Source organism: Actinoallomurus purpureus (genome assembly GCF_024055795.1).
GTDB lineage: Bacteria > Actinomycetota > Actinomycetes > Streptosporangiales > Streptosporangiaceae > Actinoallomurus > Actinoallomurus purpureus.
Window position 1 is genome coordinate 101,268 of the sequence record NZ_JAMXMY010000008.1, and the last position, 17,766, is coordinate 119,033.

Below are 17,766 nucleotides of genomic sequence, written 5' to 3' on the forward strand. Positions count from 1 at the left end.
AACCGGTTCGACGCTCACTGACGCGCTCCTCGTGGGGTGGGAGGCACGCCGAACACGCGCCGCGCGGCCGGCACGCCGCGGGCGTCCCCCGCGGCCGGCCCGCCGGCCGACGTCGGCCGCTCGTCGGCCTGCCACTCGATGTCGCTGCTCATGACGGCCCTAGATTACGCCCTGTCTGCTCGGAAATACGATCGAAGGAGACCTGCCAGGTAACCCGTCAGGTAAAGCCCGCCAGGAAAGGCCAGCATCGCCATGACTGAAGAAACGACCGTATCGTCCCCGCTGACCACCGAGGCCGACGCCCCCGACCGCAACCTCGCACTGGAACTCGTGCGCGTGACGGAGGCGGCGGCGATGGCCGCGGCCCGGTGGGTGGGCCGGGGCGACAAGAACGGCGCCGACGGAGCCGCCGTGAACGCCATGCGCCAGCTCATCAACACCGTGTCGATGAACGGCGTGGTGGTCATCGGCGAGGGTGAGAAGGATCATGCGCCGATGCTGTACAACGGCGAGCAGGTCGGGGACGGCAGCGGTGCCGACTGTGACGTGGCCGTCGATCCGATCGACGGGACGCGGTTGACGGCGCTGGGGCAGAGCAACGCGATCGCCGTGATCGCGGTGAGCCCCCGGGGCACGATGTACGACCCGTCCGCGGTGTTCTACATGGAGAAGCTGGCGACCGGGCCGGAGGCGGCCGACATGGTGAACATCGACGCGCCCGTGGCCGACAACATCCGCGCCGTCGCCCGGGCCAAGGGATGCTCGGCGGGTGACGTGACGGTCGTCATCCTCGACCGGCCGCGGCACGAGGGGATCGTGAAGGAGATCCGCGAGGCGGGCGCGCGCATCAAGTTCATCACCGACGGCGACGTGGCCGGTGCGATCATGGCCGCCCGTGAGGGGACGGGCATCGATCTGCTGCTCGGCATCGGCGGCACGCCGGAGGGCATCATCGCGGCCTGCGCGATCAAGGCCCTCGGCGGCGTCCTCCAGGGCAGGCTGTGGCCGAAGGACGACGCGGAGCGGCAGAAGGCGATCGACGCCGGGCACGACCTGTCGCGCGTTCTCACGACGGACGACCTGGTGACCTCCGACGACGTCTTCTTCGCCGCGACCGGCATCACCGACGGGGAGTTGGTCGGAGGGGTCCGTTACGGCAAGGGGATCACGTCCACGCACTCGCTGGTCATGCGTTCGCGCAGCGGGACGATCCGCCGGATCCACAGCGAGCACCGGCTGTCGAAGCTCCGCGCCTACTCGGCCATCGACTTCGACGCGGCGACCTGACGGTGAGGAGCGGGGGCCGGACGCGCCGACCCCCGCTCTGCTCCCCGGCTCGCGCGCCGGCCCCGCTCTGCTCGCGGCGCTTACTTCACCGAGCCGGCCGTGAGCCCGCCGATGAGGTAGCGCTCGATGAAGATGAACAGGATGACCACCGGCACGATCGCGATCAGTGACGTCGCGAACAGGTACTGCCAGTGCTCCTGGTACTGCGTGACGAAGGACGGGATCGCCACCGTCAGCGGCTGGCGGTTCGGCGACGACGTCACCGTCAGGGCCACGATGTACTCGTTCCACGCCCCGATGAAGGTGTAGACGATCGCCGTGACGACGCCGGGCAGGGAGATCGGCAGCGTCACCCGCGTCAGCGCCTTGACCCGGCCCGCCCCGTCGAGGAACGCCGCCTCCTCCAGCTCCTTGGGGATGCTGGAGAAGTAGCCGTGCAGGATCCAGACGCAGAACGGCAGGTTGAACGCGGCGTTCACCAGGATCAGCGACAGGAGGGTGTCGGTCAGGTTGAGCGACACCATCTCCCGGTAGATGCCGATCACCAGCGCGGTCGGCGCGAACATCTGCGTGACCAGGATGAGCAGCAGGAAGGCGTTGCGGCCGCGGAAGCGGTTGCGCGCGGTGTAGTACGCCGCCGGCAGGGCGACCAGCAGCGTCACCAGCGTCGCGGCCCCGGCCACGATCAGCGACACCTTCATGTTCTGCCAGATCGGCGCGGCCTTCCACACGTCGACGAAGTTGGACCAGTTCCACTTCGACGGCAGGTAGGAGGACCGCATCAGCTCGTGCTCGGGCTTCAGCGCCGTCACGAGCATCTCGAGGTACGGCGCGACGAAGAACAGCCCGACGAGCCAGCCGACCCCGGTGAGGATCACCTTGCGGACCGATACGGGCCCGCGCCGTGCGCCGGCGGGCCGGTTCGCGACCGGCCGAGCGACCGTCGCGGACTGCTGCGTCATGAGACTTCCTCCCGCCAGCGCGAGGCGCGCAGGTACAGCAGCACCAGCACGAGGATCAACGCGAAGTTGACCACCGCCATGGCCGCGGACTCGCCGACGTTCTGATCGAAGAAGGCGATCTTGTACATGAACGTCGTCGTCGTGTCGGTCGCGTGTCCGGGCCCGCCCTGGGTCATCGCCCAGATGATCGGGAAGGAGTTGAACACGTTGATCACGTTGATGATCGAGGCGATCAGCAGGGCCGGCCGCAGCAGCGGCAGGGTGATCTGGAAGTACGTGCGGAAGGTGCCCGCGCCGTCGACGCGCGCCGCCTCGTACACCTCACCCGGGACCGTCTGCAGGCCGGCCAGGATCACGAACGAGGCGAACGGCAGCGACACGAAGACCGCCACCCACATCATCCACAGCATCGCCTGGGTCGGGTGGGCCAGCCAGTTCACCGGCTTGTCGATGACCCCGAGGTCCACGAGGACCTCGTTGACCACGCCGAAGTAGTTGTCGAGCATCCACTTCCAGATCAGCGAGGTCATCAGCACGGACGCGGCCCAGGGCACGATGACCGCCCAGCGCACGACGCGCCGCCCGGGGAACCGGGCGTTGAGCAGCTGCGCCAGCCCCAGGGAGAGCACCATCGTGGCGACCACGACGCCGACGACCCACACCAGCGTGCGCAGCATGACGTCGACGAGGTCGCCCTCGCTGAACAGGTCGGTGTAGTTCTGCGCGCCCCGTGAACCGAGGGTCAGGCCCGAGGAGCTGATCTTCAGCAGTGATGTGCGGACCATCTCGACGACCGGCCACAGCACGACCACGGCGATGAGCACGATCGCCGGGCCGATCCACAGGAGCGGCGCGAGTGCCGACCTGATCCGCCGGGCGGCGCCGGCGCGCGGCACCGGGGTGGCGACCCCGGTGCCACGCGACCTCATCTTGACGTCCTGCACGTCAGCCGTTCTTCTCGGCCGTCTGCTGGATGTTGTCCAGGACCTTCTTCGGGTCGGCGTTCGCCACGGAGGTGCCGAGGCTCTGCTTCACCGCGCCGGCAACGGCCGACCAGGCGGGGTTGTCGGTCGGCGCGAACTTGGCGTTCGCGAGCGCGTCGACGAACGGCTTGTAGTACGGGTCGCTGCTCAGCGCCTCACCGGCCGACTTGGTCACCGACAGGAAGCCCTCGGTCTGCAGGAACTTGGCCGAGTTGTCCTTCTGGTAGAAGAAGTTCAGGAACTTGGAGACGGCGTCCTTGTTCTTGCCGCCGTTCTTGAACCCGACCAGGAAGTCCTGCACGCCGAGCGTGTTGTGCGTCGTGCCGTCCTTGCTGGGCAGCGGCGCGACGCCGAAGCTGAGGTCCTTGTTGACCGGCTGGATGGCGTTCTTGCGGGCCATCGGGCCGTTGATGCCCATACCGATCTTGCCGAGCGCGAACTGGTTGAACACCGTCTTGCGGTCGGTGGTCTCCGGGTTCGGCTGCGTCAGGCCGGACTTGTTCAGGTCCCGCAGGTAGTTCAGGGTGTCGACGTTGGCCTGCTGGTTGATCGCCCACTTGCCGGACGCGTCGACCCAGCCGCCGTTGTTGTTCATCGCCCAGGAGTAGAACTCGGCCTGGGCCTCCTCGGGGCCGAGCGGCAGGCCGTAACCGATGAAGCCGGCCTTCTTGATCTTCTGGGCGTCGGCCTTGACGTCGTCCCAGCTCTTCGGCGGGTCGGTGATGCCGGCCTTCTTGAAGATGTCCTTGTTGTAGAACAGCTGCCGGGCGCTGGAGATGAACGGCAGGCCGTACTGCTCGCCCTGGTACTTCGCCCCCGCCACGAACTGCGGCAGGAAGTCACTCAGCACCTGCGGCGAGACGATCTCGGACGCCTTGTAGATGAGGCCGTCGCGCGCGAAGTCGGAGTAGGCGTTGTAGTTGAGGATGTCGGGCGTCTGCTTGGTCTGTACCCAGGTCTTGACCTTCTGGTCGATCTGGGTCCAGTCGACCATCTCCAGGTTGACCTTGTAGCCCTTGTTCTGGGCCTCGAAGGTCTTGATCAGATCGTCCCAGTACACCTTGGTGTCCGCGTCGTAGATCGCCGCCGCGAACTTGATCGTCTTTCCGTCACTGCTACCACCGCCGGACGAACTGCCCTTGCTGCATCCGGTCATACCGAGGGCCACCGTGAGACCCGCGGCGATGGCGGCCATGAGATGCCGTTTCACCTGTCCCCGCCTTCTGCTCCTGCTTCGGCTCCGGGGCCACGCGGGTGCGCGCGACGTCCCCGGTCATTGTCTTCCTATGGGTTCGCCAATCCCCCGGCCCGGCCCCTCGACCCGTCACCTCCGAGCAGCCGTTTGGCGTGGCACAGCTGTGCGGCTCCCGCCGCCGCCTCCTTTCACGCAGCATGAAAGGTTGTGCACGATTGAGGCGCTCATTGAGCAAAATCGCGCATGGCACTGAACGATAGGAGCTGGTCCGTACCAGTTCAAGAGGAGAGGAAGGTAGGAGTCTTAACTGTTATCGAAGAGGCATGACCTGCTGATCTTGTCGCGCCCCGGTCACGACCGGCGGCGGGCCACCCCCCAGCGCCGACGCCGCTTGGGCGTACGGGCGTTGACCGACCCCAGGACGATCACGCCGCTGACCTCCACCACCGGGGCATCGGCGCCGTACGGCACCCGCACCCGCAGGTCCTGCGCGCCGAGAACGGAACGGCCGGTGAACTCCACCCGTACGCCCTCCGGCACCACGAGGCGGAGCCGCCCGGCGAGCATCGCCGCCCGCACGACGACGTGCCGGCGCTGCAGCAGGGCCTCCCGAAGGTCGATCTCCACGGTGCCGAACAGCGCGGACACCGGCAGTCGGACCGGCACCACCCAGCGCCCGCCGCGCCGTACGGTACCGAACAGCGCCAGCATCGGACGGTCCTCGACCTGGATGGGCTGCTGCTCGGCGGTGGTCAGGTCCGCGGTCAGCGCCGACAGCTCGCCCAGCGTGCGGGCGGTGTAGGCGCCCTCGACGCGTTCGGCGTGCTCATCGACGGTCAGCCGGCCGTCGCCGTGCGCGTCGCGCAGCAGCGCGACCACCCGCTCCCGGTCGGCGTCGGAGGCGCGCAGGTCACGCGCCGGCACGTGCTCGTCGTTCGGTCTCCACGGCAACTCCACGGCTCGACGATATTCGCTGGCGTGCCACCATGACCGCTTCGTAGCGTGGAGTCCATGGCGGACCTCCCGGCGATCACCCTGCGCGACGTCGTCAAGCGGTACCGCGACAAGGACGGGTCGCACATCACCGCGGTCGACGGGCTCACCCTCGACGTCCCGGCCGGAGTCTGTTTCGGGCTGCTCGGCCCGAACGGAGCGGGCAAGTCGACGACGATGAGGATGCTCACGGCACAGTCCCGCGCCGACGAGGGCGCCATCACCGTCCTGGGCCATCCCATTCCCGCCGAGTCCAAGGAGGCACGAGCGGTCATGGGCGTCGTGCCGCAGACGGACAACCTCGACGAGGAGCTGACCGTCCGGCAGAACCTCGAGGTCTTCGCCCACCTGTACCGCGTCCCCCGGGCCGGGCGGCGCGGCGCCGTCGACCGCGCCCTGGAGATCGCCCAGCTGACCGACCGCCCCGGGACCCGTGTCGTGAACCTGTCCGGCGGCATGCGGCGGCGGCTCCTGGTCGCCCGCGGGCTCGTGCACTCGCCACGTCTCGTCCTGCTGGACGAGCCCACCGTCGGCCTCGACCCCCAGGTCCGCGCCGACCTGTGGGGCCTCATCGCCGCCCTCCGCGACGAGGGCACGACCGTGCTGATGTCCACGCACTACATCGAGGAGGCCGAGCGGCTCGCCGACGGCTGCGCGCTGATGTCGGGCGGCCGGATCGTCGCGCAGGGCACGCCCGGCGACCTCATCGCCCACCACGCGGGCGGCAGCGTCGAGGAGCACCACGGCCCGCCCGACCGGCTCGCCGAGATCGAGGCGCTCGTACGCCGGGCCGGCCTGCCCACCCGCCGCACCGGCCCCACCGTGTCGGTGCTACGCGCCGAGCACATCCCGCCGTCGCTGGCCGACGCGCTCGGCAACGGCGACCGGGTCGTACGGCGCGCGGCCAACCTCGAAGACGTGTTCGTCGTCCTGACCGGAGAGAACGTTGGCTGACACGAGACTCCGCCGGTTCGAGTGGGCCCCGGTACGCGGCGTCTGGCGGCGCGAGCTGGCGCTGTTCCGGCGCTACTGGACCTCCACGTCGTTCGCCGCGACCGTCGAGCCGACGATCTACCTGCTGGCGTTCGGCTTCGGGTTCGGGTCGCTGCTGGGCCACATCGCGGGCTACCGCTACGTCGACTTCGTCGGCACGGGCATCGTGGCGACCGCCGCGCTGTTCACGTCGGCGTTCCCGGGGATGTTCAACACTTACATCCGGCGCATCTACCAGCACTCCTACGACGCGGTGCTGGCGACGCCCGTGGACGTCCACGAACTGGTCGCCGGTGAGGCGTCGTGGATCGCGGTCAAGGGCGGGCTGTTCTCGTGCGTGCCGCTGCTGGTCGCGCTGGTCTTCGGCCTGCCCCCGGCCGCCGGGATGTTCGCCGTACCGGTCTTCACGGTCCTCACGGCGATCGGGTTCGCGCTGTTCGGCGTCTGGATGTCCACGGTCGTCCCGTCGATCAACAGCTTCGACTATGTGATCACCGGGGTGCTCACCCCGATCTTCCTCGTCGCCGGCACGTTCTTCCCGGTCGACGGGCTGCCGGGCTGGGCCCGTACGGCCGCCCACTTCAATCCCCTCTACCACTGCGTCGAGCTGGTCCGGCACGCGGCGTTCGGCTTCCGGCCGCTCACCGACCTCGGCCACGTCGGCGCGCTCGCGCTCTTCGCAACGCTCATGTGGGTCCTCGCCGTACGCGGCATGCGCCGCCGCCTCATCGATTGAAGGACGACGGCACCGTCCGTGGCGGCGGCCGGTGCCGGCTGACGGCGGTGTTCCGGGTCCGGCCGCGACCGGCCGGACCCGAGTTCCGTGCGGCGTCCGCTAGGGGCGCTGTCCGGGCTTGTCGACGACGCCGGCCGCGAGGCGCACGAACAAGACGTCGATCGTTCCCTTCTTGACGGTCCAGGAACCGGATTTCCCGGTGCCGGCATCGCCCGTGTGGTCCTTGACCGCGACGGACCGCTCGCCCAGGAAGGCGTACGTCTTCCGATCGAACAGGATTTCGCTCCGCAGCCAGCCCTCGTTGACGCGGGAGACGGCGAGAGCCGGACGCCCGTCGACGTCCAACGCCTCCTTGTTGAGCGTCACTCCGGAGATCTTCGCCATCGCCCGATAGACCGTCGCCTCCTGCTGCGGTGGCACGACACCGTTGTTGTCGAGCAGTGAGCCAAGGAGGTCGAAGATATGGCCGTCGCGTTCGTCTGCGGTGTCGCCTGGGGCACCCTGCCGGCGGAACCACGCCAGCAGCGCGTCCGGGTCACGTGGCAGCGTCGACAGGGAGGTATAGCCGATAGGAGGCACCCCACCGCCCGTCGGGCTGATCTCCAGTTTGCCGTGGTCGTAGGAGGCCAACCTCTTGCCGTCGGCCCGGTACCAGGTCCGATCGATCCGTGTCTTCAGCGGCGTCTTGGACGTCTGGACCTTGCCGATCGGTGGATTCCCGGGAGAGGTGTACCGCGTCTCGGTATAGACCCACTGGTCGGCGCGGGGAGGTTTGTGCGGGCGGGCCTGTGCGTGCTCGGCCGCCTGGGCCAGCACCGTCTGGGCGTTGGCCACCGCCCCCGCGGGCAGGCCGGGCACGACCGGGCGGGGGTGACCGTTCTTGTCCGTGCCGCCGAGGTTCTGCGCCACGGTCACCCCGGCCGCGATCGTGACGGCCAGCGCCCCGACGGCGGCGAGCCGAAGGCCCATCCGGGGCAGGCGGAATCGGCGGGCGCGGCGGGGGGCCGTTCCGGCCGTACGGGCGGAGGCCCGCTCCAGGAGGGCGGCTCGGGCCGCCGCGTGCGCGGCCGCCGACGGAGGCGCCGGGCGGTCCCAGGCGTCGCGCAGGGTGGTCAGGTCGTCCATCGTCATCGGTCCTCTCGGGTGGTCGTCGGGTCGGTCCGGCCCAGGGCCGCGCGGATCCGCTTGCGGGCGCGGTGCAGTCGTGACCGTGCCGTGCCGGCGGGGATGCCGAGGGCGTCGCCCGCCTTCTCCGAGGTGAGCTCGGCCCAGGCGACCAGGAGGAGCACATCCCGGTCGGCGTCGGGGATCTCGGCCAGCGCCGCCGCGAGCCGTCCCCGATGGGCCTGCGCGTCGAGCCGGACCGCGACGCGGTCCGCGTGGCCCTCGCTGACCTCGTCGACGCCCGTACGGGCCAGCGCGCGGTACTGCCGGACCTCCGCCCGGTGGTGCCGGGAGATCAGGTTGGAGGCGATCCCGTACAGCCATGGGCGGGCGTCCGCGCGGGACAGGTCGTACTTCGTCCGGTTGTCGAACGCGAGCAGGAACGTCTCGGCGGCCACATCGTCGGCCAGGCTCTCGCCGAGCCGGCGGGCGGCGTACCCGTGGATCAGCACGTAATAGCGATCGAAGATCGCCGCGAAGGTCTCCGGCTCACGCAAGGACTGCTCGATGATCGCGGCGTCGGTGGCCTCCTCCGTCGGGAGGGCTCGCATCACCGCGGCCATGTCCAGGTCCTTCGTCTCATCGTCTGCCTTCCGCAGGGGGCATGGTCACCCCTCTTTCACCGATCGCCCGCAGAGTGTTCGCCGCCTCATCGGCCGTCCGCGGGTTCGGCGGTCGGCGTGACCACGTAGGCGATGATCCTGCGGGCATGCTCGATGTCACCGGCCGGGCAGATGCGCTCGCCGCAGCTCCACCACCAGCACAGTTCCTCTTCGGAATCCGGCATGCACCGGATGATCTCGGCGAAGTGCCAGTTGGCCTGAAGCGGACCCGGCGGGCACCGCCCCGACCCGGCTCGGCTCCCGCCGGAGTCCGTACGCTCGTTCACTTCGGGATCATTGCCCTTTCCGGGGCTCGGCGATGGGCGATAATCCCAAGGTCAACGGAGACGAGTCGGCGCTCACTCCCAGGGTCGGCCGTGTTCCGTCGCCTATCCGATCGGCGACGACGGGCTCGCCGGCCGGCGCCGCTCTCCCAGACCGTCGCCGGGCAGGCACGGACGTCTATTGACCTGCCGAGATCCACTACCTACGCTGACGCGAACGTATTTCACGTTCCGGAGGGCAGCGTGGCTGTGGAGATCGACCAGAGGACCCGGCACGGTCGGCGTGCGGCGTACGCGGCGTTCGGGGTGCAGGGTCTCTGCTTCGCCGCCCTCGTGACCCGCATTCCGGAGTTGCAGAAGGCCCACAACCTCAGCGACGGGACCCTCGCGCTCGTCCTGCTGGCCGTCCCGGTGGTCGCCGGGCTGGGCAGCGTGCTCGCCGGTTCGCTCATGCCCCGGTACGGCAGCGGCGTGGTGCTGCGGATCGCCCAGCCGCTCGTCCTCCTGTCGATCGTCGCGATCGGCGTCGCGCCCGGTGACCTCGCGCTGTACGGCACGACGGCGCTGTTCGGCCTGTTCGTCGGCGCGGTCGACGCGTCGATGAACGCTCAGGCGGTGACCGCCGAGACGCGGTACGGCAAGAGTCTGCTCACCGGGTTCCACGCCGTGTGGAGCGCGGCGGGCATCCTCGCGGGCCTGTGGAGCGCGCTCGCCAACAAGATCGATATGGGGCTCGGCACCGGGTTCGCCATCCCGGCGGCGCTCGGTATCGCGGCGTCCGTGTGGGCCGGCCGCCGCCTGTACCCGAAGGCGCTGGAGGCCACCGGGCCCAGCGACGAGCAGCTGAGGGCCGCGGCCAAGAGGGTGCCGTGGAAGCCGATCATCGTCATCGGCCTGGCGGTGACCTGCATGTACATCGCGGACTCCGCGACGTCGAGCTACAGCGCCAAGTACCTCAAGGACGACCTGCACGCCTCCGGTTTCGTCGCCCCGCTGGGATACGTCGCCTACCAGGTCTTCATGATGCTGAGCCGGACCGGCGCGGACCTGCTCGTCCGCGCGCGCGGCGCGGCGAAGGTCGTCGCGGCGGGCGGGCTGGTCGGCGGTGTCGGGCTGCTCACCGCGGCCGTCGCGCCGAACCCCGCCGTCGCCATCGCCGGGTTCGCCGTCGCGGGGCTCGGCCTGTCCGTCGTGGTGCCCACGTCGTTCTCGGCGGCGGGCCGACTCGATCCGACGGGGCTGGGCATCGCCGTGTCGCGGGTCAACGTCTTCAACTACGCGGGCTTCGTGCTCGGGGCGGTCGTCGCGGGCGCGGTCGCCTCCGACCTGTGGATCGCGTACGCCGTCGGCGCCGCGCTCTGCCTCGTCGTCGTCGGGACGGCGCGAGGGTTCGAACCCACGCCGGTCGCCGGCGCGACGCCCAACCCGGCGGTCGCCGAACGCCCCCTCGCCTGAGCGGGCGGTACATGCCGGCGCACCTGCCCCTGAGAGCGGGTCGAGTTCCGGTCGTCAGGACGGCCGCGCGTCCGTCTCGACGACCGCGACCTCGACGCAGTCGCCCTGCTGCACCCCGCTGCGACTGCTCTTCCGCCAGACCGGAACGTTCATTTCATCGTCTCCACGACTCGCTTGATCAATTCCCGGGACTCGACGACCGCGATCTCGACGCAGTCGCCCTGCTGCGCCCCGCTGCGACTGCTCTTCCGCCAGACCGGAACGTTCATTTCATCGTCTCCATGACTCGCTTGATCAATTCCCGGGACTGGTCCTCGGGTAGGGCCTGCTGGCCGATGCGGTCGTACCGGAGGAGGTACGAGCGGACCTCGTCCGCCGACGGCACCAGCCTCCCGCCGCCCGGGGACTCGGTGTAGGCGACGTCGCCCGACGGACCCGACATGATCTTGAAGCTGCCGTCGAGTCCGTAATGGGCGCCCGCGGACCGGGGGACGACGCGAATCCCGACATCCGGCAGTTCAGACGCCTCCAGGAGGCGGGCGAGCTGATTCCGCATCACCGCAGGGCCTCCTATCGACCAGTCGAGCACGCTTTCCGTGAGCAATATCAACAATACGGGCGGGTCGTCCCGCGTCAATATCACTTGCCGGGGCATCCGCTCCTCCACTAGGCGATCGACGTTCGGCACGCCTCCCGCCGCGATGAGTGCGTGAGCGTACTCCGAAGTCTGCAGCAGACCGGGCACGACCAGCGCCTCGAAGACCTTGATCACCGAGGACCGGGCCTCGATGTCCAGGTGCTGCTGATGCCAGTTCGGGTCGTGACCCCGTTGGGCGTACCACAACTGGATGGAGAAGTGGCCGCCCGTGCGCCAGGCCCGATCGAGGGCCGCCGCCTGCCCGTCGTCCAGCTTCGCCTCGGCGTTCTCCAGTCTGGAAATGCTGGACCGCGCGCAGTTGAGGATCTTCGCCACGGCGTCCCCGGTCAGATTGCGCTGGGCACGATGAAAGCGCAGGTCGTGGGCCATCCACGCCCACATGGACGACTTCGGGTCCGGCGACGACTTGGCCTGCATGGTGATCCCTCCTCATTTCCAGCGCTATCCCGATGTGCCGTGGAACGGCGACATCCATGCCGGGGGAATGCATTCTGGGAATACATATCAAGGCATCGCGGATCGAGGGAAAGGATCGAGGAATTGTCCGATATTTCAGGGGCCGATGGTGCCGAGGAACCAGCAATCGAGGCAGAAATGTCTACATCAGGGAATGGCGTCCTCCGGCAGGAGCGGTTGATCCGTGCCCGGCTGGACGAACTCGCCACGGCCCTGCGATGCCACGGGCTGGAGGTGCGGATAGGGACCAGCGCCCTGATGGCCTGGGCCCCCAAGGCATCAAGGATGATCAGGCCGTCGCGTTCCACCTCCACGTGGCTGACCCAGCCATCCGGCAGCGACGCCCGGACCACCTCGCGGACCCCGATGACGGCCGAGAGCCACCGAGCCGCCGCCGGCGGATCGTCGTACAGGACACAGGGCACGATGGTCGGATAACCGCGTCGCGGGTCGTACATGATCGATTCCTTTCTCCGGACCGACGCGACGACCGTAGGAGAAGTCCGGTGTCCGGGTCTTGAAGGAAATCGACCGCTTACCCGGCCCACCGGCGGACGACGGCCGGGGTCGTGGCCGCGAACCGGGTGAACTCCCGCGTCAGGTGGGCCTGGTCGGCGTACCCGCACACCGCCGCGACCTCGGCCGGAGGAAGGCTCCCGCGGGCCAGCAGCCGGGCCGCCCGCGCGTAGCGCAGCACGCGTGCCGCGGTCTTGGGCGTCGTGCCGACCTGCTGCCGGAAACGGGCCACCAGGTGCCGGTGGCCGCACCCCGCGGCGGCTGCGAGCTCCCCGATCGGAACCGCTCCGTGGGCGGCGCGCATCGTGCGCCACGCGGACACGATCTCCGGCGACGGCACCGGGCCGGCCTCCGCTCTCTCGGTGAGAAGGGCGTCGAGGAGGCGGAAGCGCACCGGCCAGGACCCGGCGCCCTCCAGGCGCTCCGTCCAGCGACCCGCCGCGGGCCCGATCAGGTCCGCCAGGGCCACGACCCGGTTGCCAAGCTCATGGGCCGGCACGCCGAGCAGCGAGAAGGCGCCGAGGGGATCGAGCCGGATCTGGACGCCGCACTGGCGGCCGTCGTGTCCCGTCAGGATCGGCCGGTCGTGAAAGCCCGCGACGAACGAGGTGAAGGGGCTCAGGTCACCGGCGTCGGGGGTGGCCTGGGCCTGGTGCGGGTCCCCGAACCCGATGATGAGGATGAGCTCACCGGCGGGCGTCTCCCGCCGTCGTACCGGCGCCGGGGTGGTCTCCCGGTAGCCGGAGTAGGCGAGCACCCGGCCGCGCAGAGCCGGGGCGGGCCGGCCGTCGGCCCACGCGCGGACCCCGGCGGCGCCGTCCATCGGCTGCGGTCCGACACGCACGAGCCGATGCTAACGCCGCCGCGGGCGGTCTCCGTCCGGCGGCGACCGGCGGCGATGACACGAAACCGCGTCCCCGCCGGGGGCGGGAACGCGGTCGACGGCAGACCCTATGGGTGGGAGGCGTGGGGGCGCATCTCCCGCTGGAGGCGCTGCATCGCCTCCTCACCGGCGCGTTCGGCCTCTTCAGGGGTTTTGATCTCGGTGAGGGCGATGCGCAGTGCGGCCTCGGCGGCGTCGGCCGCCGCGCGGGCGGTGATCGCATGGGTATGGGCGCGTTCGATGTCACCGAGGCCTATGCAGTCGAAGGCGACCTGCGTGTCGTGGGCGGCGAGTTCGAGTTGGCGGGCGGCTTCGTCAAGACTCATTGTCGTCCTCCTCATCGCGGCAGTCGTACCCGCCTCCGCGATTTCGACACGGGCGGACCGCGATGCGTGTTCCGTACCGTCCGAAAGTCGGCTATGCCGGGGTCTCCGGATCGGTGCGGGCGGCGGGCGACACGGCCCTCGCCAGGAGCTCCACCGCCTCGGCGAGTCTGCGCTCAGACAGGCGCGCGTAGCCGACGACGATCGCGGGCGGACCAGGGCGTCGCACGCGCATCTGGGCGACCCCTTCGACGGCGACGCCCGACGCGGCGGCTCGGGCGACGACCTCCGCCTCGTCGACACCGGCGGGCAGTTCGACGTACGCGTGCAGTCCGGCGGACACGCCGTGAACGCGCACCGCCGGGAGGCGCCGTGTCAGGGCGGTGGTGAACGCGTCACGGCGGTCCCGGTAACGCCGCCGCATGACGCGCAGGTGCCGGTCGTACGCGCCGCTCGCGATCATCTGGGCGAGGACGTGCTGGTCGAGCACTGAGGAGCCGAGGTCGTACAGCGCCCGCGCGGCGCGCAGCCGGACGGCCAGCCATGGCGGTGCCACCGCCCAGCCGAGCCGCAGGGCCGGGGACAGTGCCTTGCTCACCGACCCGGCCAGGACCACCCGTTCCGGAGCCAGGCCCTGCAGGCAGCCGACCGGCTCACGGTCGTAGCGGAACTCTCCGTCGTAGTCGTCCTCGATGATCACAGCGTCGACGGCCCGCGCCCATTCGACGAGGGCCGCGCGCCGGCGGGGTGAGAGTACGACCCCGGTCGGGAACTGGTGCGCGGGGGTGATGAGCAGCGCCCGTGCCCGCGTCCGGGCCAGCGCGGCGACGTCGATCCCCTCCTCGTCCACGGGAACCCCCACCATGGTGACGCCGGTCGCCCGGATCAGCGGGATCTGCTGGTGAGCGAGGGGATCCTCGACCGCGAGCAGCCGGTGCCCCTCCTCGATGAGGATGCGCGGGACGGTCGACAGCGCATGGGCCACACCTGCGGTGATCACGACCGTTCCGGGCTCCGCCACGGCGGCGCGCACACGCGCCAGGTACGCCGCGAGCTCGGCCCGCAGCCGTCGGGTGCCGGCCGGGTCCGGATAGTTGAGCTCGGCGTGCGGGAGCCCGCGCAGTACGTCGCGCAGCGTCGTCGCCCACCGCTCCCTGGGGAAGGACGTCAGGTCCGGCTTGCCGGGCCGCAGGTCGTACGTGATGCCCGGCGGATCGACCGGCCCGGCGTCCATGCCGGCGGCGAGCCGGAGAACGCGCCGGTGCGCCGCGCCGGCGGGGGTCGGCGGCGGCTCGGGCACGGGCGCCCGGGCCACCCGCGTACCGTCGCCCTGACGCGAGACGAGGAACCCCTCGGCGACGAGCTGCTCGTACGCGGTGACCACGACTCCCCGGGAGACGTTCAGGTCACCGGCGAGGTCGCGGGTGGAGGGCAACCGGTGCCCGGGGACGAGCGTGCCGCGTCGCACGAGGTCGCGCAGTCTGTCGGCGAGCTGGAAGGCCAGTCGACCGGCGGAGCGGTCGAGCGTCAGATGCAGGTCCACGCGCCGCCTTTCGGAATGGTCCTTTTTGCAGGCGATCGATTGGTCCTCGTACGAGGACCAATCACTGCTTAGCGTCTCAGCCCATGAAGCCCAGCACCAGCCCGCGCGGTGTCATCCAGGCCGCGTGCGCGATGATCCTCGTCGGAACGCTGACCGCCGTCTCCGCCGCGATCTCCCGTTATCCGGTGTACGGCGGCCAGGCGGTGCGCTATGCCGTCGCGGCGGTGATCCTCCTGACCGTCGCCCGATCGCGAGAGCGCTCCGGCCGCACGGCCGGGCGGCCACCGGCGCGTTCGCGCCTGACGCTCCGAGAATGGTCGCTGGTCACCGCGCTCGCCGCGACCGGTCTGGTCGGCTTCAACCTCTGCGTCGTCGAGGGGACGCGGCACACCACGCCCGCGATGATCGGCACGGTCGTGGGTGCGGTACCGGTCGTCCTGGCGGTGGTCGCGCCGCTGATGGAGCGACGGCGCCCGGCACCGCACCTCGTGGCCGCCGCGGTGATCGTGACGCTGGGCGCGGCGGCGGCCAACGGCCTGGGGGGTGGCAGTCTCTCCGGTCTGCTGCTGGCGCTCGGTGCCCTCGTCGGCGAGATGGCGTTCTCGCTGCTGGCCGTGCCGCTCCTGCCCCGGCTCGGGCCTGTCCGCGTGTCGGCGTATTCCGCGGCGGTCGCCACCCCGATGCTGCTCGCCGTCGGCCTCATCGTGGACGGCACCGCCGTCGTGCGGATCCCCACGGCCGGCGAGGTGGCCGGGTTCGCGTACCTCGCGGTCATCGTCACGGTGGGGGCCTTCGTGCTGTGGTACGACGCGCTGGGGCGGATCGGCGCGGACCGGGCCGGGCTGTTCGCGGGCCTGATCCCGGTGAGCGCCGCGGCCACCACGATGGTGCTCGGACTGGGCACGCCGAACGCCGCCGAGCTCACCGGCGCCCTCCTCGTCGGATGCGGGGTCGCGGCCGGGCTCGGCGGTGGAGCGGCGAGCCGCCGAGTGAGCAGGAGGCTGGGGGTGGGCCCCCGAGAGGGGGCCGGAGAACGATATGTGGCCGGTGAGGGACGAGCCGGCCGCGAAGCGAGCGAGAAGGCGAGCGCGACCGTGAGCACACCGGGCCGGCCGGCGACGGCCGTAGCCCCGCCGTCCGATCAGGGAGAAGTGCGTGTCGCCGACGCATCGTGTTCCTGACGTGAGGGTGCGGACGAAGGGTCGTCCGGGGACGCGACCGTGAGGCCGTGCCGGGACCCGAGCGGTGGGTGGCGGGAACCGAGCGGCAGGGGGCCGCGCCGGGTGGTCAGCCGACGCCGTCGAACGGCCTGACCTGGCCAAACCCCGAAGTCATGGGGGCCGCGCCGCTCGCCGATTCGAACACATGGTCCTTCGTAAAGATCTTCAGAGGATGCGTGCGAGAGGGCCATTCGCTACTTAGCGTCACGGGCATGGAACAGACAGCCTCCCGTGCCCGCGGCGTGGCTCAGGCCGCCCTCGCAATGATCACCCTGGGAACGCTCGCCGCCGTTTCGGCGGTGATCGCCCACTACCCCATCTACGGTGGCCAGGCCGTCCGCTATGCCGTGGCCACCGCCTTCCTCCTCGGCGTCGCCCGGTGGCGCAGACGTCGGCGGCCGGTACAGTCGCCGCCCGTCAAGCCCGACGCCCTCCTCGTCCGGCCGACCGTACGGGAGAGCCTCCTGTTCGCCGTGCTGGCCGTGACCGGGCTGGCCGGCTTCAACCTCTGCATGGTCGAGGGCACGCACTACACCAGCCCCGCGACGATCGGCACCGTGATCGGATCCGCCCCGATCGTCTTCGCGCTCATCGGGCCCCTGATGGAGCGCAGGCGGCCGACCGCACGCCTCGTGACCGCCGCCGTCGTCGTCACCATCGGCGCGGGGCTGACCAGCGGGCTCTGCGGCGGCCGGCCGCTCGGCCTGCTGCTGGCCGTCGGTGCTCTCGTCGGCCAGGTGGCCTTCTCCCTGCTGGCCGTCCCGCTGCTGCCCAAATTCGGGGCGATCCTCGTGTCGGCCTATTCCTCGGCGGCGGCCGCCATGATCCTGTTCGCGATCGGCCTGACCGTGGACGGCACCGCCGTGTTACGCCGGCCGACGGTCGGTGAGGCGGTGAGCATCGCGTACCTTGCGACGTTCGTCACCATCACCGCCTTCATCCTGTGGTACGACGCGATCAGCCTGATCGGCGCGGACCTGGCCGGGCTGTTCTCCGGATTGATCCCGATCAGCGCGCTCGCCACAACGGCGTTCCTGGGCATTCGCGCCATCCGGCCCGCCGAGCTGGCCGGGTCCGTGCTCGTGGGCATCGGTGTGGTCGTCGGGATGGGCGACCTCGGGGCGTCCCGTTCGCGAAGCGAGCCGGCGGCGTGAGCTATTCCGCCTCCGAGCGGGCGCACCGGCCCGGCGGCGCCGCCGACGAACGTGGTCGCACGCCGACTCCGCCCTCGCCGGGCGCGGTCGCGACCGCGCCGGACGCGGCGCCGAGGCCATCCGAACGGGCGCGGCGCCGCCGCCTCTCGGCGGGCGCGACACCCGGCCGCCTCGGCGGGTCAGCGGATCGGCCACTCCTTATTGATGTTCCGCAGCACGAGTATGAGCAGGCTCACCACGATGCCGGCGACGAGTGCCACGCCGACGACGGCGATCACGATGTAGAAGATGTTCGGGTGGTGGAACGTTCCGGCCGGGTCGGCATAGGCGATGAACAGCATGTTTTCCCCCTCTTGTCG

General features: G+C 70.5%; 21 protein-coding genes. 6 read left to right on the forward strand and 15 right to left on the reverse strand.

What is annotated here, in order from left to right; translation table 11 throughout:
• Window positions 1–14: 14 nt before the first annotated feature.
• Window positions 15–152 (reverse strand): hypothetical protein, encoded by a 138-nt coding sequence (locus tag NE236_RS16765; protein ID WP_252842917.1) that lies wholly within the window; start codon window positions 150–152, stop codon window positions 15–17.
• A gap of 100 nt (window positions 153–252) precedes the next feature.
• Between NE236_RS16765 and glpX the strand changes: the two genes are divergently transcribed.
• Window positions 253–1,287 (forward strand): class II fructose-bisphosphatase, encoded by a 1,035-nt coding sequence (gene glpX / locus NE236_RS16770; RefSeq protein ID WP_252842918.1) that lies wholly within the window; start codon window positions 253–255, stop codon window positions 1,285–1,287.
• A gap of 80 nt (window positions 1,288–1,367) precedes the next feature.
• Here glpX and NE236_RS16775 read toward each other — a convergent pair whose 3' ends face one another.
• The 4 genes from NE236_RS16775 to NE236_RS16790 form a co-directional block, all read right to left on the reverse strand.
• Entirely contained in the window at window positions 1,368–2,249 is an 882-nt protein-coding gene (locus NE236_RS16775; protein WP_252842919.1) for a carbohydrate ABC transporter permease, read from the reverse strand.
• Complete coding sequence (locus NE236_RS16780) at window positions 2,246–3,178, reverse strand: carbohydrate ABC transporter permease (RefSeq protein ID WP_252842920.1); 933 nt, start codon at window positions 3,176–3,178, stop codon at window positions 2,246–2,248. The genes NE236_RS16775 and NE236_RS16780 overlap by 4 nt, the downstream gene beginning before the upstream one ends.
• A gap of 16 nt (window positions 3,179–3,194) precedes the next feature.
• Window positions 3,195–4,442 carry an extracellular solute-binding protein gene (locus tag NE236_RS16785; protein WP_252842921.1) on the reverse strand — a complete coding sequence of 416 codons (1,248 nt, stop codon included), beginning with the start codon at window positions 4,440–4,442 and terminating at the stop codon, window positions 3,195–3,197.
• A 336-nt stretch (window positions 4,443–4,778) separates the two neighbouring features.
• Complete coding sequence (locus tag NE236_RS16790) at window positions 4,779–5,384, reverse strand: DUF1707 SHOCT-like domain-containing protein (protein ID WP_252842922.1); 606 nt, start codon at window positions 5,382–5,384, stop codon at window positions 4,779–4,781.
• Between the two features lie 54 nt (window positions 5,385–5,438).
• Here NE236_RS16790 and NE236_RS16795 point away from each other — a divergent pair, with 54 nt between their 5' ends.
• Window positions 5,439–6,374 carry an ABC transporter ATP-binding protein gene (locus tag NE236_RS16795; protein ID WP_252842923.1) on the forward strand — a complete coding sequence of 312 codons (936 nt, stop codon included), beginning with the start codon at window positions 5,439–5,441 and terminating at the stop codon, window positions 6,372–6,374.
• Window positions 6,367–7,149 carry an ABC transporter permease gene (locus NE236_RS16800; protein ID WP_252842924.1) on the forward strand — a complete coding sequence of 261 codons (783 nt, stop codon included), beginning with the start codon at window positions 6,367–6,369 and terminating at the stop codon, window positions 7,147–7,149. The genes NE236_RS16795 and NE236_RS16800 overlap by 8 nt, the downstream gene beginning before the upstream one ends.
• A 99-nt stretch (window positions 7,150–7,248) precedes the next feature.
• Here the strand turns inward: NE236_RS16800 and NE236_RS16805 are convergent, their stop codons facing one another.
• The 3 genes from NE236_RS16805 to NE236_RS16815 all read right to left on the reverse strand — a co-directional run bounded on the left by NE236_RS16805 (window position 7,249) and on the right by NE236_RS16815 (window position 9,100).
• Window positions 7,249–8,274, reverse strand: a complete 1,026-nt coding sequence (locus NE236_RS16805; RefSeq protein WP_252842925.1) for a CU044_5270 family protein — start codon at window positions 8,272–8,274, stop codon at window positions 7,249–7,251.
• Window positions 8,275–8,276: 2 nt separating this feature from the next.
• Window positions 8,277–8,876: an RNA polymerase sigma factor gene (locus tag NE236_RS16810; protein WP_252842926.1), complete on the reverse strand. Its 600-nt coding sequence runs from the start codon at window positions 8,874–8,876 to the stop codon at window positions 8,277–8,279.
• Between the two features lie 86 nt (window positions 8,877–8,962).
• A complete protein-coding gene (locus NE236_RS16815; protein ID WP_252842927.1) occupies window positions 8,963–9,100 on the reverse strand; it encodes a hypothetical protein in 138 nt (45 codons plus the stop codon).
• Between the two features lie 342 nt (window positions 9,101–9,442).
• Between NE236_RS16815 and NE236_RS16820 the strand changes: the two genes are divergently transcribed.
• Window positions 9,443–10,654: an MFS transporter gene (locus tag NE236_RS16820; protein WP_252842928.1), complete on the forward strand. Its 1,212-nt coding sequence runs from the start codon at window positions 9,443–9,445 to the stop codon at window positions 10,652–10,654.
• Window positions 10,655–10,708: 54 nt separating this feature from the next.
• Here the strand turns inward: NE236_RS16820 and NE236_RS16825 are convergent, their stop codons facing one another.
• The 6 genes from NE236_RS16825 to pdxR form a co-directional block, all read right to left on the reverse strand.
• Window positions 10,709–10,807 (reverse strand): DUF397 domain-containing protein, encoded by a 99-nt coding sequence (locus NE236_RS16825; RefSeq protein WP_252842929.1) that lies wholly within the window; start codon window positions 10,805–10,807, stop codon window positions 10,709–10,711.
• A complete protein-coding gene (locus tag NE236_RS16830; RefSeq protein WP_252842930.1) occupies window positions 10,804–10,923 on the reverse strand; it encodes a DUF397 domain-containing protein in 120 nt (39 codons plus the stop codon). Before NE236_RS16830 ends, NE236_RS16825 begins: the two co-directional genes overlap by 4 nt.
• Complete coding sequence (locus NE236_RS16835) at window positions 10,920–11,729, reverse strand: helix-turn-helix domain-containing protein (protein WP_252842931.1); 810 nt, start codon at window positions 11,727–11,729, stop codon at window positions 10,920–10,922. The genes NE236_RS16830 and NE236_RS16835 overlap by 4 nt, the downstream gene beginning before the upstream one ends.
• A 574-nt stretch (window positions 11,730–12,303) precedes the next feature.
• Window positions 12,304–13,128 (reverse strand): helix-turn-helix domain-containing protein, encoded by an 825-nt coding sequence (locus NE236_RS44510; RefSeq protein ID WP_252842932.1) that lies wholly within the window; start codon window positions 13,126–13,128, stop codon window positions 12,304–12,306.
• 107 nt (window positions 13,129–13,235) lie between these two features.
• A complete protein-coding gene (locus NE236_RS16845) occupies window positions 13,236–13,493 on the reverse strand; it encodes a hypothetical protein (RefSeq protein ID WP_252842933.1) in 258 nt (85 codons plus the stop codon).
• 91 nt (window positions 13,494–13,584) lie between these two features.
• On the reverse strand, window positions 13,585–15,033 hold the full coding sequence (gene pdxR, locus NE236_RS16850) for a MocR-like pyridoxine biosynthesis transcription factor PdxR (RefSeq protein WP_252842934.1): 1,449 nt from the start codon (window positions 15,031–15,033) through the stop codon (window positions 13,585–13,587).
• Window positions 15,034–15,116: 83 nt separating this feature from the next.
• Between pdxR and NE236_RS16855 the strand changes: the two genes are divergently transcribed.
• Entirely contained in the window at window positions 15,117–16,214 is a 1,098-nt protein-coding gene (locus tag NE236_RS16855; RefSeq protein ID WP_252842935.1) for a DMT family transporter, read from the forward strand.
• A 251-nt stretch (window positions 16,215–16,465) separates the two neighbouring features.
• A complete protein-coding gene (locus NE236_RS16860) occupies window positions 16,466–17,407 on the forward strand; it encodes an EamA family transporter (protein WP_252842936.1) in 942 nt (313 codons plus the stop codon).
• Between the two features lie 179 nt (window positions 17,408–17,586).
• On the opposite strand, the gene NE236_RS16865 is transcribed toward NE236_RS16860, so the two are convergent.
• Window positions 17,587–17,748 carry a hypothetical protein gene (locus tag NE236_RS16865; protein ID WP_252842937.1) on the reverse strand — a complete coding sequence of 54 codons (162 nt, stop codon included), beginning with the start codon at window positions 17,746–17,748 and terminating at the stop codon, window positions 17,587–17,589.
• Window positions 17,749–17,766: the final 18 nt, after the last annotated feature.